The organism is Thiocystis minor, from assembly GCF_016653465.1.
GTDB lineage: Bacteria > Pseudomonadota > Gammaproteobacteria > Chromatiales > Chromatiaceae > Chromatium > Chromatium minus.
This window is the reverse complement of the sequence record NZ_NHSQ01000057.1, coordinates 43,641-68,949: the sequence shown is the minus strand read 5'-3', so window position 1 is coordinate 68,949 and position 25,309 is coordinate 43,641. Positions and strand designations below refer to the sequence as shown.

Below are 25,309 nucleotides of genomic sequence, written 5' to 3'. Positions count from 1 at the left end.
GATGAAAGACGAAAACGAAGCCATCGATGAAGCGGTCGATCCCAGCCGCCGCGCCTTCATGGGCGTGGCCGCCGGCGTCACGGCCGCGGTAGTCGCCCCCGGCGTGCTGCTGCATGCGGTCGCCGCTGCGCCGCGCTCGGAGCCGGTCACCGCCGATGTTCGCTGGGGTCTGCTGATCGATACCGCTAAATGTGTCGACGGCTGCTCGGCCTGCGTTGCGGCCTGCGATCGGGAGAACGGGCTCGATATGCAGTCGAAGCCGGAGAGCCAGTCGCCGCTCAAGTGGGACAGTCAGAAGGCGGTCTGGATCCGCAAGGTCAAGCTCCAGGACAACCAGACCGGGCGGGTCACCACGCTGCCCATGATGTGCCAGCACTGCGAGCATCCGCCCTGCGTCGATGTCTGTCCCACGGGCGCCTCGTTCAAGCGCGCGGATGGCATCGTCATGGTGGACCGCCACCTCTGCATCGGCTGCCGCTATTGCATGATGGCCTGTCCCTATAAGGCCAGAAACTTTATCCACGAGGCCGTGCACGGTCAACTCACGGCCGTCCCGCGCGGCAAGGGTTGCGTCGAGAGTTGCAACCTCTGTGTCCACCGCCGCGATTTCGGCGAGGAGTCTACGGCCTGCGTCGATGCCTGTGCCGCCGAGGGCCACCATGCGATCGTGTTTGGCGATCTTAAGGATCCCGCGAGCCCGATCAGCCAATTGCTCAAGGACATGCCGAGCCGGCAGATCCGCGAGGATCTGTCCCTGAACACGGGCGTGCGCTATTCCGGCGTCTAAATCCATTCCGGCGTCTCAATCAGGCGAGTGAAACCGATCATGAAACGAATCGTCTATCGCGAGTGGCGTATTCCACCCGCTCGTTATTGGAGCATCCTCGGCATTCTGGCCGCGGTCGCGGGGACGGCCGTTCTCGCCTTCGGCTACATGGAGCACACCGGCCACTGGGTCACCGGCATGAATAACTCGGTGGTGTGGGGTACCCCGCACGTCTTCGCCGTGTTCCTCATCATCGCCGCGTCCGGCGCGCTCAATATCGCCTCCATCGGCACCGTCTTCCACAAACCGATCTACAAGCCGCTCGGACGTCTCTCCGGCTTGCTGGCCGTGGCGCTCCTGATGGGCGGTTTGCTGGTGCTGGTCATGGATCTGGGGCGTCCCGAGCGACTCATCGTCGCGATGACGAACTACAATTTCAGCTCCATCTTTGCCTGGAACATCTTCCTCTACACCGGTTTCATGGTGATCGTCATCGCCTATCTCTGGACCATGGCGGATCGTCAGGGCGGGCCGTTCAATCGGCCGGTCGGCATCCTGGCCTTTCTGTGGCGCCTCGCGCTGACGACCGGCACCGGCGCCATCTTCGGCTTTCTGGTCGCCCGCCAGGCCTATGACGCGGCGATTCTGGCGCCCATGTTCGTCATCATGTCCTTCGCCTACGGACTGGCAATCTTCATGCTGGTGCTGCTGTTCGCCTTCAACGACGAAGGCCGTCCGATCGGACCCAAAGTCTTGAGACGTTTGAAGAATCTTCTGGGCGTCTTCGTCGCCGGTGTACTCTATTTCACCCTGGTGTATCACCTGACCAATCTCTACGGCGCCAAGAACGATGGCTTGGAGCACTGGCTGATGCTGAGCGGCGGAATCTATACCTTCCTGTTCTGGGTTGGCTGGGTGCTGATCGGCGGTCTGCTGCCGCTCGGGATTCTCTATCACCCGGAGTTGAGTAAGGAGCGCAACTGGATCGTGGCCGCCTGTTCCCTGGTCATCCTGGGCGGACTAGCGACCCTCTACGTGATCATCATCGGTAGCCAAGCCTATCCCATCCAGATGTTCCCCGGTCAAACCATCCTGGAGTCCGGCTTTTTCGATGGCGTCAACGGTCAGCCTGGACCCTACAGTCCCACCATCCCCGAGGTTCTGCTAGGGCTCGGCGGAGTCGCGATAGCACTGATCATCACGGTGGTGGGTGTGCGGGTGCTGCAATTCCTGCCCGAATCGCTGGCGGACGACGTGGTGCCGGTCGACGAGGAAACCCTGAGCGAGGAGGCATTCGCCAAGCCGGCCTGAGACCGATGGCCCATCTCTATCTCGCCGCGCCGCAGAAATCCTCCGGCAAGACCACGCTGACGATCGGACTCTGTCGCGAATGGCGCAATCGCGGTCTGGTCGTACAGCCTTTCAAGAAAGGCCCTGACTTCATCGACCCGCTCTGGTTGACGCAGGCCGCAGGACGCGCCTGTTTCAACCTGGATTTCCACACCATGGACCGGGCCGAGATCGCCGCCGCCTTCGGTCACGAACTCGGCACCGCCGATCTCGGGCTGATCGAGGGCAATGTCGGCCTGTTCGACAGCACCGACCTGGCCGGCGCCAACAGCAACGCCGAACTCGCCAAACATCTGCAAGCCCCGGTCATTCTAGTCGTCAACTGTCATGGCATGGCGCGCGGGATCGCGCCCCTCCTGCTCGGCTATCGGGCCTTCGATCCTGATCTCAATCTTGCTGGTGTCGTGCTCAATCGGGTCGGCGGTACCCGTCATGCCGTCAATCTTGTCCGTGTCGTCGAGCACTATACGGATCTGCCGGTGCTTGGCGTGCTGCATCGGGATGACGCGATCGCGATCGAAGAACGTCATCTGGGGTTGATGCCCAGCAATGAAGCCGATGGCGCCGAAGCCTGGATCGAGGGGATTCGTCGCCGGATCGCCGAACAGGTCGATCTGGATCGACTGATCGCGATTGCCGAGCAGGTGCCGCGCCCCGATCCAGTCGCGCCGCCCGCATCGAGGGTCGCGTTTGACGGTGCGCCCCTACGAATCGGCATCGCCCGAGACGCGGCATTCGGTTTCTACTATCCGGACGATCTACGTGCACTCGCCGCCGGCGGCGCGGAACTGGTGTCCTTCAGCCCAGTCGCCGACGCCGAACCTCCAGACGTGGACGCGCTCTTTCTCGGCGGCGGTTTCCCCGAATGCCGCATGGCCGAACTGGAAGCCAATCGCTCGATGCGTCAGGGAATCGCCGAGTTCATCGCCGACGGCGGGCCGGTCTACGCCGAGTGCGGCGGCCTCATGTATCTCTGCGAAGGCATGAGCTGGAACGGCGAGCGCCGCGCGATGGTCGGCGCGCTCAAGGCCGAGGTCGAGATGCGCCCGCGACCGCAGGGCAGGGGCTATGTCAGATTGCGCGAGACGGCGGATTTTCCCTGGCCGCGACTCACGCCTCGACCCGCTGACATCGCCGCCCATGAGTTCCACCACTCAGCCGTGGTGCGGCCCGATCCGTCCTGGATCTATGGTTACGACATCCTGCGTGGCGCCGGGGTGGACGGAGCGCATGACGGAATCGTGCAAGGCAATCTGCTCGCCTGCTACAGTCATCTACGCGATGTCGGCGGAAACGGCTGGACCGGTCGGTTTCTCGCGCATGTGAGACGGTGCTTGGGGGAGTGATGAAAGTGCCGCAGATGGAGATCCGTGTTTAAAACGCGTCTTTCGCTTCAAGGCGTGCGCCGACGCTGACTCATCTTCCTAGTCCAACCATTTCCTGGTCAGTTCACCTTGGAGGTTAAACGGATTCGGTCTAATACCGTAAACATGGAATCTATGTGGTGCCATAAGTACGGATTCTTTCTAATTCACCGTTGAACTCATCCGCTCTGCGGGCCTTGGTCGAGGCTCGCCTCCAAGTCAGTGATGACAGTCGATCGCTTCATCGTCGTCCAAACTCGCCGTGACCCAATCCGGGTTGTTGACTGAGGATCGGACGACCAACGGCGCATCGACCTCCACCTCAATGGCGCCTTGGACGAGCTGACGGGCGCTACGGCGCACCCACCCCTCCAAGGGCAAGCCCAGCTTGTCCAGGATCGGTGTGGACAGCGGGCTTGCACCGCCGGTCTGCTTGCTCGTATGGTCGTTGCATGCCGCTGATTCTCGCAAACCTTGCCCGTGTCTTATGCGCCGTAAAACCAATTCTGTTGGATCCATGTGAGCCGAGAGGATTGATGCCGGTCGAGAACTTCACAATGCGAACTGAGCGCCGTTCAGATGGGAAGTGCGCGGCGTTTCCAGACGAATGGCAGTAACAGCAGTTGATCCAGGCGTGAGTCTCGTCTGCCCCTGAGATACTCCAGTCCCAGTTGCATGTGCCTCTGTTCTTTGTAAGGGACAGTGCTTACGGTGTTAAACAGATAGTCAAACCAGGGAAACACCGCACCATAATTGCTGTTCGTGTGACGTGGATCACTGCTGTGATGCAGGCGGTGGAAATCGGGTGTCACAATAAACCAGCGCAACCTCCGGTCAACCGATTCCGGGAGATCAAGGTTGCTATGGCTCATCAGGGCAATCATTAACCGCAGCAGAGCCACGAACATTACGATTACCGCAGGCACATTGAGGAGGAAGATGATCGACATGACGATGAGGGTGGTGGCAAGCACTTCGACAATGTGGTGCCGGTGCGAAGTGGTCACGTCGACTTCCGTATCGAGATGATGGACCGCGTGAAAGCGCCACAGCAACGGGCTGACGTGAAACAACCGGTGTAGTGCATAGGTGATGCCCTCCACGATAAAAAGGAGGAGGAGCAACGCCAAGGCAGGGTGCATGTGCTCCAACAAGCTCTGCTCTGGTCTCAGGGCGGCGAACCAAGAGGACTGTTCCACAAGACGGAGCAGCCACAGAATGATGGCAAAGTTGAGGTAACCGAGCAGCCAATTATTCCACCAACGACTGATCGGCAAATCAGGTGAATGACGGCGTGGCCAGACGCGCTCCCACATCAACAAGACCAGCATGCCGCCGAAGGTTGCGACGAGCATTATCAGGTCTTGGTGGTTGAGCAGCAACGTTAGCGCCACATGCTCAGAGGACGGTCCGAGGATGTTGACTTGGTCTGTCATATCACAATTCCCAGAAATAACCTTATATCAGGCGCTAGGCGCCAGACATAAGGTCATATCACAGTCGATAACGCACCGGGCCGAATTTGTAAGTTGGCTGTAAAGCGTACAGGTTGGAACCGAGGGGTGGGTCAGTGGAGTACAGTTCGGCGGAAGAGTCAGCGCGTTGACTTGCATCGGCACACCAGATTTATTATCAAAATAATTTAACGGGCCGCAGCCGAACGAGAAAACTTTCCCCGCCGGAATGTCGATCGTAAACCCCATCACGGCGGCATCAGCATCGCGCATCAGCGCGAAACCACCTGCGGCGCTGGCTAAAGACCCGATGACCAGGGTACCTGCAAGGAGCGAGATAGCGTTGCCACGGCCCTGGTTCTTGCGTATGGCCTGATAGGCAAGAAACCCGAGAAACAATGCGACCAACAGGAGTGCGGTACCGCCCAGCGTCGGTATACTGGTCCCCACTGGCCCAAATGTAATGCTGCCGTTCGTCTGCGCTGCGGCTAAGCCTGGCAAAAGCAATAGTACACTCAGCCCTCTCCACTTCGAAATCAGCGTAAGTCTGTTCATCTACTTCATCTCCCCCCGACATAAGATTGCATCACAGTCGATAACGCACCGGGCCGAATTTGTAAGTTGGCGGTAAAGCGTACAGGGTGGATACGAGTAGTCGTCGTCGGGGACGGTCGTTAGAGTACATTTCGACGGAAGAGTCAGCACGTTGACTTGCATCGTCACACCAGAAAGATTTTCAAAATACATGTCCGGGGCGCAGCCGAACGAGATAACTTGCCCCGACGGAATTTTGATCGGAAACCCGAACCCGGTCCCGGCATCAGCATCGCGCATCAGCGCGAAACCACCTGCGGCGCTGGCCAAAGACCCGATGACCAGGGTACCGGCAAGGAGCGAGACAGCGTTGCCACGGCCCTGGTTCTTGCGTATGGCCTGATAGGCAAGGAACCCGAGAAACAATGCGACTAATAGGAGTGCAGTACCGCCCAGCGTCGGTATACTTGTCCCCACTGGCCCAAATGTAATGCTGCCGTCGTCCACCTGCGCTGCGGCTAAACCGGGCATAAGCAATAGTACACTTAGCCATTTCCATTTCCACTTCGGTCTGTTCATCTGCTTATCCCTATAAATTTGAATTGCTTAAACTGCATTGACTCCGGTGTCACGCAGGGCTGCCAACCTAGCCGACCTCTCGAAACGGCACATCTCGTTATGGACGCGATTTAGACAGAATGACCTATTGGCGTACCAGCATTCATAACCACCTTCTTGCTTACCCCTAAAAATCCTAAAAATTTTCAAAATTTTTAGGAAATTGATCATTCTTCACCCGCTTCCCTCCTGCTGCCGGGGACTGGCAAGACCCCTTCCGGCTTTTCCTTGAGCCTCCAATCCCCAAAAAGGGATCCATGTTCCCGCACAAGCATCATCAATTTCTCGTGATCATCGTGTATTCCCTTGACAAACACAAGCAAGGATCGAAAGGATCGGGGTCATGTCTCGCATCGTAGCATTTAAAAATGAGATGTTGGCCAACAAGCGCGGCAGTTACGATTAACAATCGCCTCAGTACAGTACATATCTAATTAACGTGAGTTCTGGATAAGGGCGGCGGCTCTTGGGGGCGAAACCCGCTAAGGTTACCATCCTGACCTCCCGGAGAGCCGCCATGATCGATTTTTCTATTGGTGTTTAGATCGTTCCCTGCCTGCCGAAAGGGAGCCGCGACGCTCCTCCGCATCGCGGTCGTCGCCCTTGCCAAGCAATTCGCCCACGATCTCCTCGCCCGCGCGCCGGCCGGAGTGCAGCGCCCACTGGATCGACGGTGCGGACTGGTATTCCCCGCAGGTCCATAGCCACTCCGATTGACGCAGAGGCGATTTGCCGGGGTATCGCACGGGCGACGTCTGCGCCGGCAGGGCATGAGGAATCCGGTAGACCGCAAGACGCGTCCAATCATCGACCGCGGTGCCGAACCAGTGCGCGAGTTCATGGCGCAGGTCGGTTTCCAGCGTGTCTGGGTTGTGGTCCGCGCCGTGCGTATTGACGGCGATCAGGGTTTGACCGGGCGGGGCGTAGTGTGCCGAGAGATTGCTCGGACAGAGCAGACTGTTGATGCGTCCCCGTCCCTCGCCATTGAGCACGAGATAGGGGCCGTCGAAGGGCGCTTGATCGGCCCCAAAGTAACAGCAGGTCGTGCCGCGAGTGGCCATCGCGGCGGGTTGCGGTTGGCCGAGCAGACAGGTGGTTTCGCGCATGTCGGTGGCGATCACGATGGCGCGGGCGCTTAGACGTTCGCCGGAGTCCAGCATGGCCTGCCGGTCCGCGATGCGCGCGACCCGGCAACCCAGCCGGATGCGGTCCGCCGGGAGTCGCGCCGCGAGTTGGGCCGGAATCTCGCCCATGCCGTGGGCCGGGAGCGCGGTGTCGCCCAGCGCGAAGGCACGGAAAACGAACTCGAAGGCACGCGAGGAAACGCTCAAATCCGGCTCGAAAAAGACGCCGCTGAAGAAAGGTTTGAAAAAGCGCTCGATCATGCGCGCCGAGAATCCGGCCGCGCGCAGCCGTTCCAGCGCGGTGCATTCCGGACGGTTGTAGAGGGTTTCCAGGTCGCCCTTCAGACAGCGCTGACCCGATGCAACCGGCCCTCGGCGTGGACCAGCGCGCCGGGGTAAAAGGGACGCAGATCCAAGCGCGCGAAGTCGAGCCACTGTCGGGCCTCGGGATACCAGGTCTGCAAGACCTGGAATCCGCGGTCCAGCAGAAAACCCTGGCGATGGTCGGTGCGCACGCGACCGCCGACTCCATCGGCGGCCTCCAGCACCAGCGGCTCCAGACCGCTGGCGCGCAGCCGGAGCGCGCAGGCTAATCCCGACAAACCGGCTCCGATGACGATCACGTCCGCGTGCATGACATCACCTCGTGTTTTCTTCGTATCCTTTGGCTGGTTGCGTTCGCATCAACCTAAATTCGGCATTTTGAACCGCAAAGGCGCAAAGGACACAAAGAATAGCAAGGGCTTGCAATATGCATGACGATCACCCTTTGGGTAACTCTCGTCATCCAGACAAGACATTGAACGACTTGGCGTTCTTCGTGTTTTTTGCGGTTCAACTGTTCTTTTTAGGATCAATGATACTGCTCGGTGGTGTACTGGCCGGGCGCGTGGCGACGATGGCGGACGAGTCCGCGTGCCTCCAGGATCGCCTTCGCGTCCTTGATCATGGCCGAGTTCCCGCACAGCATCACATGGCTGGTCGCCGGATCGATGGTCGCGCCGACCTGGGCCTCCAACTGGCCGCCGGTCAGGAGATCCGTGATGCGGCCGGGCAGGGCGCCCGGAGTCTGCTCGCGGCTCACCGCGGCGATGAAGCTGAAGCGATCCCCATAACGGCCGGCGATCTCGGCCAGTGTTTCGCCATAGGCAAGGTCCGCTGCTTGGCGCACGCCATGGACCAGGATCACGCGCTGGAAACGCTCCCAGGGTTCGGCGGTGCGTAGGATCGAGAGATAGACGCCAAGTCCGGTGCCGGTCGCGAGCAACCAGAGCGTCTCGGCCGGCTCCACCGTTTCGAGGGTGAAGATGCCGCCCGCCGTGTTCGTCATCCAAACCTCGTCGCCGGGATTCAGGGCGGAGAGCGGCGGTGTCAGCGGACCTTCCGGAACCTCGTTGAAATAGACTTCCAGCGGGCGATCCTGTGGGGCATTGACCAGCGAATAAGGACGGCCGATGCGCTCGCCCTCGATGTCGAGCGCGACCTTGATGTACTGACCTGCCTTGAAATCGGCGATCGGCGCGTCGAATTGCAGACTGTAGAGACCCTCGGCCCACTGGTGCTTGCCGATAACCTTTGCTTTAACCCAATCGTTCATATCCGTTCCGTTGTCTGTGGTTGATCGTCGCCCGCGAAAGGCTGCTGTGGCGTTCAAAACATGATCGGTGCGGGTGCGGGTATTGCAATCCCGCCCGAACCGCCCGACCTGTTTTTCCTGACCCGTCCACTCTCACCCGAAAGAGATCGTTCATGTTTCAATCCGCGCCCGGCTAAGCCAGGCGACACGGCTACTGAATGGGTTACCCCCTGGGTATTATCCCCCTGAAGGGGAGGTTTCAACCGGAGGATTGCGATGAAAAATACCCTGTTTGCGCTTGGGCTGACCGCTGTCAGCGCTACGGCGGCGGCCGACCCGAAAAGCTGTTCGTCCCTGCTGGATCTCGATGTGCGCCGACTCGCCGGCGAGGAGAGCGTGAATCTCTGCGAGGCGTATCAGGGCAAGGTGATCCTGATCGTTAACACCGCCAGCAAGTGCGGTTTCACGCCTCAATACGAGGGGCTCGAAGCACTCTTTCGCAAATATCAGGATCGGGGGTTCGTCGTTCTCGGCTTCCCGTCCAACGATTTCGCCAATCAGGATCCGGGTTCGGAGGAAGAGATCCAGAAATTCTGCCGACTGACCTACTCGGTGGAGTTCCCCATGTTCGAGAAGGTCAGTGTGAAGAAGGGCAGGGCAGCTCCCCTGTTCGAGCGCCTCGCCGCGGCTGGCGCGCCCTATCCGAAGTGGAATTTTTATAAATATCTGATCGACCGCAACGGCAATCTCGTCGATCATTTCATCAGCACCACCGGACCGGAGAGCGCGAAGGTGGTAAAGGCGATCGAAAAGCTGCTTTGAATGAAACCACTGACCAAAAGGAGCGAGACCCATGGCGACGCCCACTCTTCGGGAGGGAAGCCTCGAAGCGCCCACCCGCCATCCGCTCGATTGGCAAAGCCCTGCGTTTTACGACGAAGACGCGCTCTACCAGGAATTGGAGCGCGTCTTCGATGTCTGTCACGGCTGCCGCCGTTGCGTGAGTCTCTGCCAATCCTTTCCGACCCTGTTCGATCTGGTCGACGAGTCCGAAAGTCTGGAGGTGGACAGCGTCGCCAAGGATGACTATTGGAAGGTGGTCGATCACTGCTATCTGTGCGACCTCTGCTACATGACCAAGTGTCCCTATGTGCCACCGCATGAATGGAATCTCGACTTTCCGCATCTGATGCTGCGGGCCAAGGCGGTCAAATACCGACAGGGCAAGGTCAAATTCCGTGATCGGGTGCTGACGAGCACGGATCGGGTCGGCGCGCTGGTCGGCTTTCCAATCGTCAATGGTCTCGTAAACGCGGTCAACGCAAACCCGCTCGGACGCCGCGCGCTGGAGGCGATCCTTGAGGTCCATCGGGATGCCCGCGTCCCCGAATACCGAAGTCGGACCCTCCGCAAGCAAGAGAAGGCGCGGATCGGTCGGATCGCGACGGGCGAGCCGGCCGGAACCACCACCGGCAAGGTGGCCTTGTTCACGACCTGCTATGGCAATTTCAACGAGCCCGACGTCGGTCAGGATCTGATCGCCGTCTTCGAGCATTCGGGTATCCCGGTGACCCTGGCGGAAAAGGAACACTGCTGCGGCATGCCCAAGCTGGAACTGGGCGATCTGGATGCGGTGAAGGCCGCCAAGGAGGCCAATATCCCGGTGCTCAAGCGGCTGATCGAGGACGGCTGGGACATCGTCGCGCCGATCCCGTCCTGCGTGCTGATGTTCAAGCAGGAACTGCCGCTGATGTTCCCCGAGGATCCCGATGTCCAGTTGGTCAAGTCGCGGATCTTCGATCCCTTCGAGTACCTGATGCTGCGCCACAAGCAAGGCAAGCTGAACCTGGACTTCAAGCAGCCCCTAGGTAGCGTGGTCTATCAGGCATCCTGTCATCAACGGGTCCAGAATATCGGACAGAAGACCCGCGAGATCCTGGCCTTGGTGCCGGGCACGACGGTCGAGATCGTCGAGCGCTGCTCGGGCCACGACGGGACCTATGCCGTGAAAAAAGAATCCTACGACGCCGCCATGAAGATCGTGCGACCGGTGGCGGGTCGCGTCGACAAGGCGGCGCCCGATCATTTCGGCAGCGATTGCCCGATGGCGGGCGCCCATATCGCCCATGCGCTGGGCCGCGACGGCCAGCAACGTCATCCGCTGAGCCTGCTGCGCCTGGCCTACGGTCTCTGAAACAGGTTTTCTGACACTCGGGCACCCGCTGCAGGGCGCTGCCAGATCAAGCGGAGACGAACATGCATCTGACGCGAGACGATTTGTACAGCCTGGAGCAGTACGCGCAGGTTCGCGGCGACTTTCGCGCCAGGGTCATGGCGCACAAGAAGCACCGCCAAGTCGCCATCGGCGCCTACGCCGCGCTCTATTTCGAAGACCGCCTGACCATGCAGTATCAGATCCAGGAGATGCTGCGGGTCGAGCGCATCTTCGAGTCCCAGGGGATTCAGGACGAACTGGACGCCTACAATCCCATGGTCCCGGACGGCGCCAACTGGAAGGCAACCTTCATGATCGAGTACGAGGATGCCGAGGAGCGCCGCGAGGCGCTGGCGCGTCTGCGCGGGATCGAGGATCGCGTCTGGGTCCGGATCGCCGGATGCGACAGGGTCTATGCGATCGCCGACGAAGATCTGGAGCGCGAGGGCGCGACCAGAACCTCGGCGGTGCATTTTCTGCGCTTCGAGCTCTCGGCGCCCATGATCGCCGCGCTCCAGGAAGGCGCCGCGCTGTCCATCGGCATCGACCATCCCGAGTACTCTCATCGGACCGATGTCACGCCAGCGGTCCGTGCATCTCTGATTAGCGATTTGGAAAGCAGCGAATAGGAGTTCGTCGAACTCGTCGACTTGCAGTCGGCGCTCCGGCCGTTAGGCCGGAGCGAAGCCGCCGAGCGCAACTCGGCACCCCCTCTTCCGGGATCGCCGGGCCAGGGGAATTGCAACCCTCAAGTAGCCGGGCTATCCTGATGCTGCATTGCAGCAAGAGCGCCGAGCCCCGTTCAGGCATGTCCGATCAATTCGTCGATATGGGCGCTCACGCAACGCCCGAGCGCCGACAGCGTGTAGCCGCCTTCCAGACAGGACACCACCCGCTCCTGACAATGCTTGAGCGCGAGCTTGTGCAGCTCGCGCGTGATCCAGCCATAGTCCGAGGTGTGCAGATTGAAGTGGGCCATGTCGTCTTCAATATGACCGTCGAAGCCGGCGGAGATCATGATCAACTGCGGGGCGAAGGCGTCGATGCGTGGCAGCCAGGCGGCTTCGGCGGCGGCCTTGAAGGCGGCGCCGTCGGTGAGCCTTGGCAGCGGCAGGTTGATGACGTTGGGCGCTTTGCTGTCGGCGCCGGTGCCGGGGTAAAAGGGATGCTGGAAGCTGGAGCAGAAGAGTACGCGCTCGTCGCCGCTGAAAATATCCTCGGTGCCGTCGCCATGATGCACGTCGACATCGACGATGGCGATGCGCTCCAGTCCATGCTGTTCGAGTGCGTGGGCGGCGCCGACGGCGAGGTTGTTGAAGATGCAGAATCCGCTGCCGCTGCGCCGTCCGGCATGGTGGCCCGGCGGACGCACGCTGCAGAAGGCGGCGTGGTGCTTGTCGCTCATGACCAGGTCCACCGCCTGGATCGCGGCCCCGGCGGCATGCAGCGCCGCCTCCAGCGAATGCTGGTTCATGGCCGTGTCGCCGCCGTCGATCCAGGTCAGCGTGTCGGCGTCTCGCGGCGCGGTGTCGAGGATGTGCTGGATATAGTCGGGATCATGGACGCGGGCGAGCTGCTCGACGCTGGCCGCCGGTGCGTCATAATGACTGACCAGCATCTCCATGCCGGAGGCGATCAGTCGATCCTGGATGGCGTAGAGCCGCTCGGGACATTCGGGATGATGTGCGCCCATGCGGTGTTCCTGGCAGGACGGGTGAGAGATAAAGGCGAGGTTCATGTCAGCTCCTCAAGGCTTGATCGCTGTGCGTGACGCGGCTGGTCCCGTGCGATTCTTGATTCAGGCGATGTCCAGATTTTTCATTGCCGCACTCCGGCGGCAGTACCGCAGATTAACCGCTTTTTTGCCCCGGAGGGCAAACCCCATGCGCTTATCAGATATCGATCAACTCTTTACACCCAGTGCCGTGGCGGTTTTTGGCGCGAGCGACAGTGAGGGCTCGATCGGCGGCATGGTGTTTCGCAACCTGCTCGCGGGCGGGTTCAAGGGTCACTGTTACGCCATCAATCCGAAATACGATCAGGTCGCCGACGAACCTTGTTATCCGAATCTGAAGGCGCTCGACAAGCAGGTCGATCTGGCGCTGATCGCCGCGCCCGCCGAGGCGGTTCCGGCGATTCTCGATCAGTGCGGCGGCTACGGCGTCAAGGTGGCGGTAGTCCACTCCGCCGGTTTCGGCGAGCACGGCGAACGCGGCAAGGTCTTGCAGGAGAAGATGGTCGAGGCGGCCCGGCGCCATCGCATCCGGGTGCTCGGACCGAATTGTCTGGGGGTGATGCGTCCGCAGCACGGACTCAACGCAAGCGTGGGCCAGGATCTGCCGCACCCCGGCAACGTCGCGCTGGTCTCGCAATCCGGCGCCATCTGCACCGCGATGATCGATTGGTCCGAACGGCGCAAGGTGGGCTTTTCCGCCGTAGTGTCCCTGGGCGCGGCAGCCGATGTGGACTTTGGCGACATTCTGGATTATCTCGCGCTCGACACTCAGACCCAGTGCATCCTGCTCTATGTGGAAGGCATCCGCCATGCCCGCCATTTCATGAGCGGATTGCGCGCCGCCGCGCGGCTCAAGCCGGTGATCGTGGTCAAGGCCGGACGGCATCCGGCCGGGACGCGCGCGATCAAGTCGCATACCGGCGGTTTTGTCGGCTCCCCGGACGTGTTTCGGGCCGTGACCGAGCGCGCGGGCGTGGTCCAGGTCTCGGATCTGGATCAGTTGTTCGCCGCCGCCCAGGTCTTCGGCACCCGTCGCCGGCTGGCCGGGGACCGCATCGCCATCATCACCAACGGCGGCGGGCCAGGCGTCCTGGCGGCCGATCGCATGGTGGAACTGGGGCTGACGCTGGCGCAGTTCAGCGATGCCACGCGCCAGACGCTGGAGCAGGGGCTGCCGGGGTACTGGTCGCACGGCAATCCGGTGGATATCATCGGCGACGCGCCGCCCGAGCGCTATCGGTTGGCGCTCAATGCCTGTCTCGCGGACGATGAAGTCGATGGGGTGCTCTGTATCCTGTCTCCGTTGGTCTTTGGGGATCCGGTCGCGACCGCCAATCAGGTCATCGAGGCGGCCAAGGCTAGCCGCAAGCCGGTGCTGGCCTGCTGGATGGGCGGCAAGCGGGTCGTCGAGGCACAGGCGCTGCTGTCCGCGAACGACGTTCCGCAGTTCGAGAGCCCGGAGGCGGCGGCTGAAGCCTTTTCCTTCCTGGCTACCCATCACCGCAATCAGAAGCTGCTGATGCAGTCGCCCGCGCCGCTCTCCCACGAGGATCCGCCCGATGTCGAGGGGGCGCGTCTGATCATCGAGGGCGTGATGGCCGAGGGCCGCAAGACGCTCGGCACGGTGGAGGCTAAGGCGATCCTGTCGGCCTTTCGCGTTCCAACCATGCAGGCGGTCTTGACGCGCACGCCGAACGAGGCGCTGATGGCCGCCGAAGTGCTGGGCTTTCCGGTGGTGATGAAGATCAACTCGCCGGATCTGGAGCACAAATCGGATGTCGATGGGGTGCGGCTGAACATCGACGACGCCCTGTCGGTGCGCCGGATCTTCACCGAGATTGTCGACCGCGCCAAGCGGCTGCGTCCCGAGGCGCGGCTCGAAGGCATTACCGTCGAGCACATGGCCTCGACGCGGGCCGCGCGCGAGTTGATGGTCACCGTGTTCCGCGACAAAATCTTCGGCCCGGTGATCAGCTTCGGGGCCGGCGGCACCCAGGAGGAGGTGCTGGAAGACCGGGCGCTGGGTCTGCCGCCACTCAATGCCTTCATCATCGAGACCATGATCGATCACACCCGCATTGTGCGTTTGATGGGCGCCTTCCAGCACATGCCGCCGATGAATCGCGTCGCCCTGGCCAAGATCCTGCAACGGGTCTCGGAGATGGTCTGCGAGTTGCCCGAGATCATCCGCATGGACATCAATCCGCTGATCGGCAACGACAAGGAAGTGATCGCGGTCGATGCCCGCATCCATGTCGACTATCGCCCGCCCCAGCAGCCGACCTATGGCCACATGGCCATCCATCCCTACCCGAGCCATCTGATCGAACGCGCGCAACTGCCCGACGGTCGGGATCTGGTGATCCGTCCGATCCGCCCCGAGGACGCCGAGCTGGAGCAGGAATTCGTGCGCGGCCTGTCGGAGCAGACCAAATATTTCCGGTTTATGCAGGCAATCAAGGAACTGACGCCGGAGATGCTGGTGCGATTCACCCAAATCGACTACGACCGCGAGATGGCCCTGATCGGGGTGGTCGAGAACGACGGCGTCGAGATCGAGGTCGGCGTGGCCCGCTATATGTCCCGGCCGGGCGGCGAGGACTGCGAGTTCGCCATCGTCGTCTCGGACACCTGGCGCAATCTCGGGATCGGCGCCCGGCTGATGCGCTCGCTGATGCAGAACGCCCGCTCGCGCGGGTTCCGGGTGATGGATGGCGAGGTATTGACCGCCAACAACCGGATGCTGGCATTGGTCAAATCGCTCGGATTCCGCATCGAGAGCGATCCGCAGGATTTGGCGATCAAGCTGGTAAGCAAGGTTCTCTAGCTAGGCAGATGCGGCTTCTTTCTCCGACGAGTGATCCAGCGCACGATTTCGCCTGAGGATAAATTGTGTTTTTTCGCCGGTTAAGGTTAAATACCTAAGCATTTATTGCGTTAACAATCTGTCGACATTTGAATCTGTTCGATCGACTTGATTGCGGCGATTGCTCTGCTGATTTGTGTGCTCATGAAACCTTGGTTCATGACTCGAAATAGCACACTAGCCGTATAAAAGCGGAGGCAGTTTGATTTAGGCGATTGCGTGTACAAGGAGAGGCGGATGGAAAACACGTTACTCCCCCCTGTTCGTTTCCTTCAGAGTGCTTGGAGGAGTTGGGTAAGCTGGTGGATTACTGAAGTGCCCGATGATCTCGCACGGTGCCAGTTTGACTGCGAAGAAGCCGATGGTTGCACGCAACTTGACTGGAGAAGTTGTCAGGTTCGCTTGGACTATATTAAAATGCTTCAAGAATCAAGGAGAAACAAGGAATAACGCTTGGATGGCACGATTTGTGTCATGAGAGTCATTGTGATTGGACTCCAGCGCTCGCATCACAAGCGCTGGAAGTTCCTGCCGTCATCCGATTCCTTTATCTGGGCGATTGCCAGCGGTCACTCGACAACACGATAGCTGAACGACCCGGGCTCAACAATCCACGCGTGGTTGATAATAATCCGGGATCAGGATCGTGGGTACGCGCTGGCTGGCATCCTTGTTGGGAAAATCCAACGTGTAATGCAATCCCCGGCTCTCGCGGCGGCGCAACGCCGATTGAATGATGAGATCCGCGACTTCGAGCAGATTACGCAATTCGATCAAGTCGTTGCTGACCCGGAAGTGGCTGTAGTATTCGATCACCTCTTGGGCAAGTAGATCGGCCCGCCGCTTGGCGCGACGCAGTCGTTTATTGGTTCGCACGATGCCGACATAATCCCACATGAATCGGCGCAACTCGTCCCAATTGTGCGTCACCACCACCTCCTCGTCGGGTTCGGTCACCCGGCTCTCGTCCCAGTCGGGCACGTCCGGCGGCGCTGGATACCCACCGATCCGACGTTCGATGTCCTGGGCCGCCGACTCCGAATAGACCAGACATTCCAGCAGCGAATTACTCGCCATGCGATTGGCGCCGTGCAACCCGGTATACGCGGTTTCGCCGCTGGCATAGAGACCGGTCAGGTCGGTGCGGGCATGTTGATCGACCATCACACCACCGCAGGTATAGTGCGCGGCGGGGACAACCGGAATCGGTTCGCGGGTGATGTCGATCCCTAATTCAAGGCAGCGCTTATGGATGGTCGGAAAGTGCTCGACGATAAAATTCGCCGGACGGCGAGAAATGTCCAGGTACACGCATTCGGTGCCGAGCCGCTTCATTTCGTGGTCGATGGCGCGTGCGACGATGTCGCGGGGCGCGAGTTCGGCACGGCTGTCGAAGCGCGGCATGAAGCGCTCGCCGTCGGGCAGCAGCAGGTGCGCACCCTCGCCCCGCAATGCCTCGGTGATCAGGAAGGTGCGCGCCTCCGGATGATAGAGACAGGTGGGGTGGAACTGCATGAACTCCATGTTGGCGACCCGGCAGCCCGCGCGCCAGGCCATGGCAATACCGTCGCCGGTGGAGACATCCGGATTGCTGGTATAGAGATAGACCTTGCTGGCACCGCCGGTCGCAAGCACGACGAAGCGAGCCAGAAAGGTCTCGACCCGGTCGATTGCGCGGTTGAAGATATAGGCACCAAGACAGCGGTGCTCCCGGTGATCTTGAAGATGTCTGGAGGTGATCAGGTCGACCGCGATATGCTGTTCGTAGACTGTGACATTGGGTCTGGCACGGACCTGGGCCTCCAGCGTGGTCTCGATGGCATGCCCCGTGGCATCGGCGGCATGCACGATGCGTCGGTGGCTGTGGCCGCCCTCGCGGGTAAGATGATAGCCGCCGGCGGAGGCGAATTCCGCGTCGCGCGTGAATTCGACGCCCTGGTCGAGCAGCCAGCGGATGTTGTCGGGGCCGCGCTCGACGACGTGCCGCACCGCCTTGCGATCGCAGAGCCCCGCGCCGGCCTTGAGGGTGTCCTGAACGTGCGATTCGATCGAGTCCGTGGCATCGAGAACCGCGGAGATTCCGCCTTGGGCATACAGCGTGCTGCCCTCGCTGAGTTCACGCTTGGAGATGACCGCCACGGAGAGATCCTCGCGCAGACGCAGCGCCAGGCTAAGGCCTGCGGCGCCGCTGCCGAGGATCAGTACGTCATGACGAAAAGAATGTTCGGACATGGAATGTGCTCACTTGGAAGGCGGAAAAATTCAGTCCGCGACGGTCTCGGATGCGCCAGCGCTGCTGCGCTCATAAAACCCGGTGGTATCCAGAACCTACCCTTAAGTCGACCTGGATCAAGATTTGGTTGATGATTTGGCCTGCCGCGGCCGCATCTCATCCATTTTCAAGAACTTCTTTTTCGGTGAATTGTCCATGCCAACGGAACCGATGGTTGCAAGCCCGGCGGAACGAATTCATGTCTGAGCGCCAGTCCGATCACGAACTGGTTGGGCGTGCTCAGGCGGGAGACACGCGTGCCTTCGACCTGCTGGTTCTGAAATATCAGCAGAAGGTAGCAAACTTGATCTCCCGATACATCCGGGATTCGAGCGAAGTCATGGATGTGACCCAGGACGCCTTTATCAAGGCGTATCGTGCCTTGCCGGGGTTCCGTGGCGAAAGCGCTTTTTATACCTGGCTTTATCGGATCGCGGTCAATACCGTCAAGAATCACCTGGTCGCCCAGGGGCGCCGGCCGCCCGGCGACGATATCGAGGCCGAGCTGGCTGAACAGATGGACATGGGGCGCCGCCTGCGCGAGTCGGCGACCCCCGAGCGGCTCCTGCTGACCGATGAGATTGCCATGACGGTCCAGCGCGCGCTTGACGAGTTACCCGACGATCTGCGCACGGCCATCGTGCTGCGGGAATTTGAAGGAATGAGTTATGAAGAAATCGCCACTGCCATGGACTGTCCGATCGGCACCGTCAGATCACGGATCTTTCGCGCCCGGGAGGTCATCGACAAACGGCTGCGGCCCTTGCTTGAGGACTGATTCGATGAAGCGCTGGCACCCGACTCGGTCAGGTGGCGCGCAAGCCGGTCCGGACCTTCGATGGGGCGTATGACGCCACGTCGATCACTTGGAACCCAATTGAAACCCGACGATATCCAGCTCAGGCGTGAACCCAATGACCGATGAGCATCGACTGATTGACGAGCAACGACAACGGCTTTCCGAATTGCAGGATGGCGAACTCGACCCGGCGAGCGCCGCGCGCCTGCTCGATGCCCTGGCAGAGGATGCGAGCCTGCGCAAAACCTGGGAGCGCAATCATCTGATTGGACTCGCGATTCGTGGCGAACATTTCGCTTTCGAGCACCGGGGGGTCGCCGACCGGGTACGCGAATCGCTTGCCTTGGAGCCGCCCCGAATCCTCCCGCGTCGACACGCACACCGGACACGGCTGCAGTACTCGTCGCTCGTTGGCATGGCGCTCGCCGCCAGCGTTGCCTTTCTGGCGATCTTCGTGGCTCCAACCCTGCTGCGGGATGCCGCCATTTTCTCCAACGGCGCAATCAAGATGACGCCACTCGCCAGTCGCGAACCGCTCCCCGATCGGATGGGCGGGCGTTGGCAGTTGGATCGCCCCGATCTCGCCAGTAAGCTCGATCTGTTTCTGGTGACCCACCAAGAGACCGCACCCGCGACCGGGGCCAAAGGTATGCTCCACTATGCGACATTCGTCGGTTATGAACTTCCACGCTAGCCCGCGGATGTCCTTTCGGCTGTTTGGATTCCTCTGTTTGTGCGGGCTCGGCGCGGCCGGTCCGGCCCTGAGCGCAGCGACCGCGGAGGAGATGCCGCCCGCGGACACGACACAGCAAGTCGGGATTCTGCTCGAACGCATGGCCGAGGCATTGCGATCGTTAAACTACGAGGGAGTCCTGGTTTATCTGCACGAGAATCGTCTGGAGACACTCAGCCTTCTGCATCATGTCGAAGAGGGACGGGTCCAGGAGCGGCTGATTTCATTAAGCGGTCCAGTGCGCGCGGTGGCCAGGGAACGCGATCGCGTCCTGTGCGCGCTCCCCGATGGACATCCGCTCTCGGTCGAGCGTCATGGCGGCGGTCATATCCTCGCAACCGATGGAATCGATCCCGCCCTGCTGAAAAATCATTATCACGCGGGAATTCTTGGGACCGCTCGTATCGCGGGCCGCGATACCGATGTGGTCGGCATTATCCCGCGGGACCGGCTCCGTTACGGCTATCGGTTTCATATCGACCGAGAGACCGCGCTGCCGCTGAAGTCCGACCTGATCGACCAGGATCAGGAGCCGCTTGAGCAACTGATGTTCACCTCCATCGTCTTTAAAGCCTCCGATGGTGTGGCGCCTGCCCTGGTTGGGCAGCCCGTTCGCAATGCTCCCGTGACCGAGTCGATGAGCCGCTGGCGCTTTAGTGATCCTCCCAAGGGTTTTCAACTCGTGATGCACAATAAAATCAAGCAGACCGATGGTTCCGTGGCCGAACATTTCCTGTTTACGGATCGACTGTCCGCCTACTCGATCTATGTCGAGGATGGTGCCGAGGAGGGTCTGGACGGTCTGACCAATATTGGCGCCGTGCATGCCACCGGCAGGAAAATCGACGGGCATCAGGTGACCGTCATCGGCGAAGTGCCGGCGGCAACGGTCGAGGCCGCGATCGCGGGCGCTCGGTTGATGCCATGATCGAGGAACAGGGGACCGTGGTCGCGCGCTCCGGGGATTCGGTTCGGGTACGGACCCAGCGGCGAACCGCATGCGGAACCTGCGCCGTCCAGAACGCCTGCGGGACATCGTTCCTGGAACGTTATGTCGGACGGCGAGCCGTCGAACTGTCCGCGCTGAACCAGGCAAATGCCGCGGTTGGCGATCAGGTGGTCATCGGGATCCCGGAACAGAGTCTACTGAAGGCCGCCGCGGCGGCCTATCTAGCGCCGGTTCTGGCCTTGCTTGCCGGCGCGCTGATGGGCGAAACCCTGGGGGGTACCCATGCCGATGCGACCAGCTTGTTGGGCGCCCTCCTCGGTCTTGCACTGGCAATGATCTGGCAGCGCGGCTACAGTGTCACCTCCGCGCCGGATCCGTTGATCCTGCGGCGGCTTGAAGTCGCTGCGAGCGCGGTTCCGCCGCCAGAGATTCGCGAAGATTTCCAAGAATGAAAATATTCCAATCCGCAAACCTCTCTATGACCGGAGTCACCATGCGACCCATGCCCGTCCTGTCGCTCGCTCTGACCGCGTTACTGATTGTGACGCTAACCCCTGGAAGTGCCTTAAGCCGAGAGCTGCCCGACTTTACGTCCTTGGTCAGCGATAATGGCCCTGTCGTGGTCAATATCAGCACCAAGCAGTCGGCACAATCACTGACGGCCCCTCGCGAATTTTCTGTTCCGGACCTGCCGGAAGACAGCCCGCTGCAAGATTTTTTCCGCCATTTTTTTGGCGAAGAGGGTGAGACCCCAGACGATGCCCTGCAATCGCGTTCGCTAGGCTCGGGCTTCATCGTCTCGTCGGACGGTTATATCCTGACGAATTCGCACGTTGTCGATGGGGCCGACGAGATTGTGGTACGGACCAGCGATCGCCGCGAGTTCGTCGCAACCTTGGTCGGGACCGACAAGCGCAGCGACATGGCGCTTCTGAAAGTGGCTGGCGAAGGGCTGCCGGTTGCCAGAATCGGCTCCTCGAAGAATTTGCAGGTGGGCGAATGGGTGCTTGCGATCGGCTCGCCTTTTGGTTTCGAGGCATCGGCCACCGCCGGCATCGTCAGCGCCAAGGGCCGCAGCCTGCCGACCGAGAATTACGTGCCTTTCATTCAGACGGACGTGGCCATCAATCCCGGCAACTCCGGCGGACCGCTCTTCAACCTGAATGGCGAGGTGGTGGGCGTCAACAGTCAGATCTACAGTCGCACCGGTGGCTTCATGGGTCTATCGTTCGCCATCCCGATCGATGTCGCCATGGATGTGGTCAATCAGCTCAAGACCAAGGGTAAGGTCAGTCGCGGCTGGCTGGGCGTGCTGATCCAGGACGTGACCCGCGAGCTGGCCGAAACTTTCGGCATGCCCCAGCCGCGCGGCGCGCTAGTCGCGCAGGTCTTGCCCAATAGCCCGGCGGCGGCGGCCGATCTGCGCCCGGGCGATATCATTTTGAGCTTCAATGGCCGCGAGGTCCTGACATCGAGCGACTTGCCGCCATTGGTCGGCGCAACAGGGGTCGGCGAGACGGCGACTCTTCAGGTGTTGCGGCGAGGCGAAAAGGTCGACCTCGGCGTCAAGATCGAGGAACTCCCCGAGGACGAACAGCTCGCGGGCGAAGAGTCCCCCCGCAAGGAGATGCCGGCCAATCGAATCGGTCTCATTGTGCGTGACCTGACCGCCGAGCAGCGTCAGTTGCTGGAGATCGAGAAGGGCGGCGTGTTGGTGGAAAGTGTCGATGCCGGACCCGCTCATCAAGCCGGTCTGCGTGCGGGCGATCTCATTCTCATGCTCGATCATCAGCCCGTTGCCGATATGAATGAGTTTAACCGGATCCTCGAATCCATTCAGCCCGGGCGCCCGGTGGCGGTTCTGGTCCAGCGCGCGGACAGCCGCATGTTTTACGTCATCCAGATGCCGAAGCTCTGACGCCGGCCAGAAGCGGAGACCTGGCGGGATCGGTGCGTCGTCCGTCGCTGAGTAGCCAGAGCCAGTAGCCAAACGGATCGGTGCGCCGATCCGCTCAGGTCTGTTACTATGACGCGGTTTCCCGTGCAGGTTCGTTCGTGAGGTGGCCGGTGGCCTCGGTCGCCGCCAGCGCCCCTGGTTGGCGTCGTCCCGACCCTCTGTCATGGACCCCTGTCCCCATCGCATTTATTAGCCCCCGGCGTCCAGATTCTCGATGACCGACATCAGCCATATCCGCAATTTTTCGATCATCGCCCATATCGATCACGGAAAATCGACCATTGCCGACCGTTTCATCCAGCTCAGCGGCGCGCTGACCGACCGCGAGATGTCCAGCCAGGTGCTGGACTCCATGGATCTGGAGCGCGAGCGCGGGATCACCATCAAGGCGCAGAGCGTGACGCTCGACTATCTGGCCCGCAATGGCGAGACCTATCAGTTGAATTTCATCGACACGCCGGGGCATGTGGATTTCTCCTATGAGGTCTCGCGCTCGCTAGCCGCCTGCGAGGGCGCGCTGCTGGTGGTCGATGCCGCCCAGGGCGTCGAGGCGCAGAGCGTCGCCAACTGTTATACCGCCATCGAACAGGGGCTGGAGGTGCTGCCGGTCCTGAACAAGATCGACCTGCCGTCCGCCGAGCCGGAACGGGTGATCCGGGAAATCGAGGAAATCATCGGTCTGGATGCCGAGCATGCGCTGCGTGTCAGCGCCAAGACCGGCGAGGGTATCCCGGATCTGCTGGAGGCGCTGGTCGAGCACATTCCCGCGCCGACCGGCGACCCCAAGGCGCCGCTGCAGGCGCTGATCATCGACTCCTGGTTCGATCCCTATGTGGGCGTGGTGTCGCTGGTGCGGGTCATGAATGGCGAGATGCGTCGGCGCGATAAGATCCTGATCATGTCGACCGGTCGTACTCAGCAGGTCGACGGGGTCGGTGTCTTCACCCCCAAGAAGACCGAGCGCGACGTCCTGAGCGCTGGCGAGGTCGGTTACATGGTCGCCGGCATCAAGGAGATCGACGGCGCGCCGGTGGGCGATACCATCACCCGCCCCGACCACCCGGCGCCCAAGCTCCCCGGTTTCAAGGAGATGCGTCCGCGGGTGTTCGCCGGGCTCTACACGGTGATCTCGGACGACTACGAGGATCTACGCGAGGCGCTCGCCAAGCTGCGGCTCAACGATGCCGCGCTGCATTACGAGCCCGAGGTGTCGCAGGCGCTCGGGTTCGGTTTTCGCTGCGGCTTCCTTGGGATGCTGCACATGGAAATCATCCAGGAACGTCTCGAACGCGAATACGATCTCGATCTCATCACCACCGCCCCGACGGTGGTCTACGAGGTGCTGCGCAGCGACGGCGAACTGATCAAGATCGACAATCCCGCCAACCTGCCCGAGCCGGGCAAGTTCAGCGAGGTGCGCGAGCCGATCATCGAGGCCCATATCCTGGTGCCGCAGGACTATCTGGGCGCGGTCATCAATCTCTGTATCGAGAAGCGCGGCGTTCAGAAGCAGCTTCAGTATCTGGGCGGTCAGGTGCAGGCGACCTATGAACTGCCGTTGAGCGAGGTGGTGCTCGACTTTTTCGACCGGCTCAAGTCGTGCAGCCGGGGCTTTGCCTCTTTTGAATACGAATTCAAGCGTTTCCAGACGTCCGATCTGGTCAAGCTGGATATCCTCATCAATGGCGACAAGGTTGACTCGCTGTCCTCCATCGTGCACCGCGCCGTTTCGCAGGCGCGCGGCCATGACGTGACCGTCCGCATGAAGGATCTCATCCCGCGCCAGATGTTCGAGGTCGCGATCCAGGCTGCCATCGGATCCAAGATCATCGCCCGCACCACGGTCAAGCCTTTGCGCAAGAACGTGACCGCGAAATGTTACGGCGGCGACGCGACCCGCAAGCGCAAGCTGCTGGAGAAGCAGAAGGCAGGCAAGAAGCGCATGAAGCAGGTCGGCAAAGTGGATATCCCGCAAGAAGCCTTTCTTGCCGTGCTGCAAGTCGGCAAGGATAATTAAACCGCGTCTCCACGGAGGCCGAAAAAGCCCTTAGAACCCGACATAAAATGAACATGACGCATTTCGTTCGGGGCGCGGTTTCAAGTGATACGGCCGAAAACACCATAAGGATTCCTAATGACGTTTGATTTCCCCGCTTTTCTCGTCCTGGCATCGGTCCTGACCGGTGGTATCTGGCTGATCGATGCGCTGCTGTTCGCGCCGCGCCGGCGTCGGTTGGCCGATGCCGCCGGCGCACAGGTCGAGGAGGGCAAATTCGGCTATCGCGAGCCGATCCTGGTCGAATACGCGCGCTCATTTTTCCCGGTCATTTTCGCGGTTCTGATCCTGCGCTCCTTTCTGGTGGAGCCATTCCGGATTCCGTCCAATTCGATGATGCCGACCCTTTTGACTGGCGATTTCATCCTGGTCAACAAATTTGCCTACGGTCTGCGGCTGCCGGTGCTGAATCGCAAATTCATCGAACTCGGCGAGCCCCAGCGCGGCGATGTGCTCGTGTTCAAATTTCCCCTGGATCCCACGACCGACTACATCAAGCGCGTGATCGGTCTGCCGGGCGACGAGATCGATTATCGGAACAAGACCGTCTTCGTGAATGGCGAACCCATGGGCCAACTGCCGATCGGCGCTTTCTCGGGCGAGGGTTCCGGGATCGAAATGACCGGCGCGCGCGAGGCCCTGGAGAGTCTGGACGGGGTCGAACATCGGATCCTGACCCGCTCCAACGCACCGAATCTGCCTTTTGGCTGTCAGAAGCTGGCGCTCGGTTCGATCCGGGTTCCGCCGGGGCACTATTTTGTGATGGGCGACAATCGCGACAACAGCAACGACAGCCGGTGCTGGGGGTTCGTGCCGGACGCGAATCTAGTCGGTAAAGCCTTCGCGATCTGGATGCATTGGGATGGGGCGCGCGACGGCCTGCCGATCGCCTGGTCGCGTCTGGGCGATGGAATTCACTAAACCGCGTCCTTAGGAGAGAT

22 protein-coding genes are annotated in these 25,309 nt (G+C 60.9%); 14 read left to right on the top strand and 8 right to left on the bottom strand.

Translation table 11 applies throughout. The features are described 5' to 3' along the window. Window position 1 precedes the first annotated feature (1 nt). The 3 genes from dsrO to CCR95_RS06460 are packed head-to-tail and all read left to right on the top strand — an operon-like array spanning window position 2 to window position 3,462. Window positions 2-787: a sulfate reduction electron transfer complex DsrMKJOP subunit DsrO gene (dsrO, locus tag CCR95_RS06470; RefSeq protein WP_201092880.1), complete on the top strand. Its 786-nt coding sequence runs from the start codon at window positions 2-4 to the stop codon at window positions 785-787. Window positions 788-826: 39 nt separating this feature from the next. Continuing rightward, the gene (gene nrfD, locus CCR95_RS06465; protein WP_201092878.1) at window positions 827-2,077 is read left to right on the top strand and encodes an NrfD/PsrC family molybdoenzyme membrane anchor subunit; all 1,251 of its coding nucleotides are present in this window, start codon (window positions 827-829) and stop codon (window positions 2,075-2,077) included. Between the two features lie 5 nt (window positions 2,078-2,082). Further along, window positions 2,083-3,462: a cobyrinic acid a,c-diamide synthase CobB gene (locus tag CCR95_RS06460; protein ID WP_201092876.1), complete on the top strand. Its 1,380-nt coding sequence runs from the start codon at window positions 2,083-2,085 to the stop codon at window positions 3,460-3,462. 593 nt (window positions 3,463-4,055) lie between these two features. On the opposite strand, the gene CCR95_RS06455 is transcribed toward CCR95_RS06460, so the two are convergent. The 6 genes from CCR95_RS06455 to CCR95_RS06435 form a co-directional block, all read right to left on the bottom strand. Continuing rightward, entirely contained in the window at window positions 4,056-4,916 is an 861-nt protein-coding gene (locus CCR95_RS06455) for a sterol desaturase family protein (RefSeq protein ID WP_201092874.1), read from the bottom strand. A gap of 27 nt (window positions 4,917-4,943) precedes the next feature. Next, window positions 4,944-5,489 (bottom strand): midcut-by-XrtH protein, encoded by a 546-nt coding sequence (locus CCR95_RS06450; RefSeq protein WP_201092872.1) that lies wholly within the window; start codon window positions 5,487-5,489, stop codon window positions 4,944-4,946. Then, the gene (locus tag CCR95_RS06445; RefSeq protein WP_201092871.1) at window positions 5,490-6,047 is read right to left on the bottom strand and encodes a midcut-by-XrtH protein; all 558 of its coding nucleotides are present in this window, start codon (window positions 6,045-6,047) and stop codon (window positions 5,490-5,492) included. Between the two features lie 569 nt (window positions 6,048-6,616). Beyond that, the gene (locus tag CCR95_RS06440; RefSeq protein WP_242523093.1) at window positions 6,617-7,471 is read right to left on the bottom strand and encodes an FAD-dependent oxidoreductase; all 855 of its coding nucleotides are present in this window, start codon (window positions 7,469-7,471) and stop codon (window positions 6,617-6,619) included. Between the two features lie 80 nt (window positions 7,472-7,551). Next, window positions 7,552-7,845 (bottom strand): FAD-dependent oxidoreductase, encoded by a 294-nt coding sequence (locus CCR95_RS25195; RefSeq protein ID WP_242523092.1) that lies wholly within the window; start codon window positions 7,843-7,845, stop codon window positions 7,552-7,554. Window positions 7,846-8,063: 218 nt separating this feature from the next. Beyond that, window positions 8,064-8,807 (bottom strand): ferredoxin--NADP reductase, encoded by a 744-nt coding sequence (locus CCR95_RS06435; protein ID WP_201092870.1) that lies wholly within the window; start codon window positions 8,805-8,807, stop codon window positions 8,064-8,066. A 255-nt stretch (window positions 8,808-9,062) separates the two neighbouring features. Here CCR95_RS06435 and CCR95_RS06430 point away from each other — a divergent pair, with 255 nt between their 5' ends. The 3 genes from CCR95_RS06430 to CCR95_RS06420 all read left to right on the top strand — a co-directional run bounded on the left by CCR95_RS06430 (window position 9,063) and on the right by CCR95_RS06420 (window position 11,630). After that, a complete protein-coding gene (locus CCR95_RS06430) occupies window positions 9,063-9,608 on the top strand; it encodes a glutathione peroxidase (RefSeq protein WP_201092869.1) in 546 nt (181 codons plus the stop codon). Between the two features lie 31 nt (window positions 9,609-9,639). Continuing rightward, window positions 9,640-10,980 carry a heterodisulfide reductase-related iron-sulfur binding cluster gene (locus tag CCR95_RS06425; protein WP_201092868.1) on the top strand — a complete coding sequence of 447 codons (1,341 nt, stop codon included), beginning with the start codon at window positions 9,640-9,642 and terminating at the stop codon, window positions 10,978-10,980. A gap of 62 nt (window positions 10,981-11,042) precedes the next feature. Then, window positions 11,043-11,630, top strand: a complete 588-nt coding sequence (locus CCR95_RS06420) for a DUF3501 family protein (protein ID WP_201092867.1) — start codon at window positions 11,043-11,045, stop codon at window positions 11,628-11,630. Window positions 11,631-11,803: 173 nt separating this feature from the next. Here CCR95_RS06420 and CCR95_RS06415 read toward each other — a convergent pair whose 3' ends face one another. Then, window positions 11,804-12,739 carry a histone deacetylase family protein gene (locus tag CCR95_RS06415; RefSeq protein WP_201092866.1) on the bottom strand — a complete coding sequence of 312 codons (936 nt, stop codon included), beginning with the start codon at window positions 12,737-12,739 and terminating at the stop codon, window positions 11,804-11,806. 145 nt (window positions 12,740-12,884) lie between these two features. On the opposite strand from CCR95_RS06415, the gene CCR95_RS06410 reads away from it, so the two are divergent. After that, window positions 12,885-15,563, top strand: coding sequence for a bifunctional acetate--CoA ligase family protein/GNAT family N-acetyltransferase (locus CCR95_RS06410; RefSeq protein WP_201092864.1), 2,679 nt, complete (start codon window positions 12,885-12,887; stop codon window positions 15,561-15,563). A 642-nt stretch (window positions 15,564-16,205) separates the two neighbouring features. Here the strand turns inward: CCR95_RS06410 and nadB are convergent. Further along, window positions 16,206-17,834, bottom strand: coding sequence for an L-aspartate oxidase (gene nadB, locus CCR95_RS06405; protein WP_201092862.1), 1,629 nt, complete (start codon window positions 17,832-17,834; stop codon window positions 16,206-16,208). Window positions 17,835-18,073: 239 nt separating this feature from the next. Between nadB and rpoE the strand changes: the two genes are divergently transcribed. The 7 genes from rpoE to lepB all read left to right on the top strand — a co-directional run bounded on the left by rpoE (window position 18,074) and on the right by lepB (window position 25,289). Further along, on the top strand, window positions 18,074-18,652 hold the full coding sequence (rpoE, locus tag CCR95_RS06400) for an RNA polymerase sigma factor RpoE (RefSeq protein WP_201092860.1): 579 nt from the start codon (window positions 18,074-18,076) through the stop codon (window positions 18,650-18,652). Window positions 18,653-18,788: 136 nt separating this feature from the next. Then, window positions 18,789-19,367: a sigma-E factor negative regulatory protein gene (locus CCR95_RS06395; RefSeq protein ID WP_201092858.1), complete on the top strand. Its 579-nt coding sequence runs from the start codon at window positions 18,789-18,791 to the stop codon at window positions 19,365-19,367. Beyond that, window positions 19,351-20,334 (top strand): MucB/RseB C-terminal domain-containing protein, encoded by a 984-nt coding sequence (locus CCR95_RS06390; RefSeq protein WP_201092856.1) that lies wholly within the window; start codon window positions 19,351-19,353, stop codon window positions 20,332-20,334. Before CCR95_RS06395 ends, CCR95_RS06390 begins: the two co-directional genes overlap by 17 nt. After that, a complete protein-coding gene (locus CCR95_RS06385) occupies window positions 20,331-20,807 on the top strand; it encodes a SoxR reducing system RseC family protein (RefSeq protein ID WP_201092854.1) in 477 nt (158 codons plus the stop codon). Before CCR95_RS06390 ends, CCR95_RS06385 begins: the two co-directional genes overlap by 4 nt. A gap of 41 nt (window positions 20,808-20,848) precedes the next feature. Further along, a complete protein-coding gene (locus CCR95_RS06380) occupies window positions 20,849-22,273 on the top strand; it encodes a DegQ family serine endoprotease (RefSeq protein ID WP_201092853.1) in 1,425 nt (474 codons plus the stop codon). Between the two features lie 253 nt (window positions 22,274-22,526). Further along, window positions 22,527-24,329, top strand: a complete 1,803-nt coding sequence (gene lepA, locus CCR95_RS06375) for a translation elongation factor 4 (protein WP_201092852.1) — start codon at window positions 22,527-22,529, stop codon at window positions 24,327-24,329. Window positions 24,330-24,446: 117 nt separating this feature from the next. Beyond that, on the top strand, window positions 24,447-25,289 hold the full coding sequence (lepB, locus tag CCR95_RS06370) for a signal peptidase I (RefSeq protein WP_201092851.1): 843 nt from the start codon (window positions 24,447-24,449) through the stop codon (window positions 25,287-25,289). Window positions 25,290-25,309: the final 20 nt, after the last annotated feature.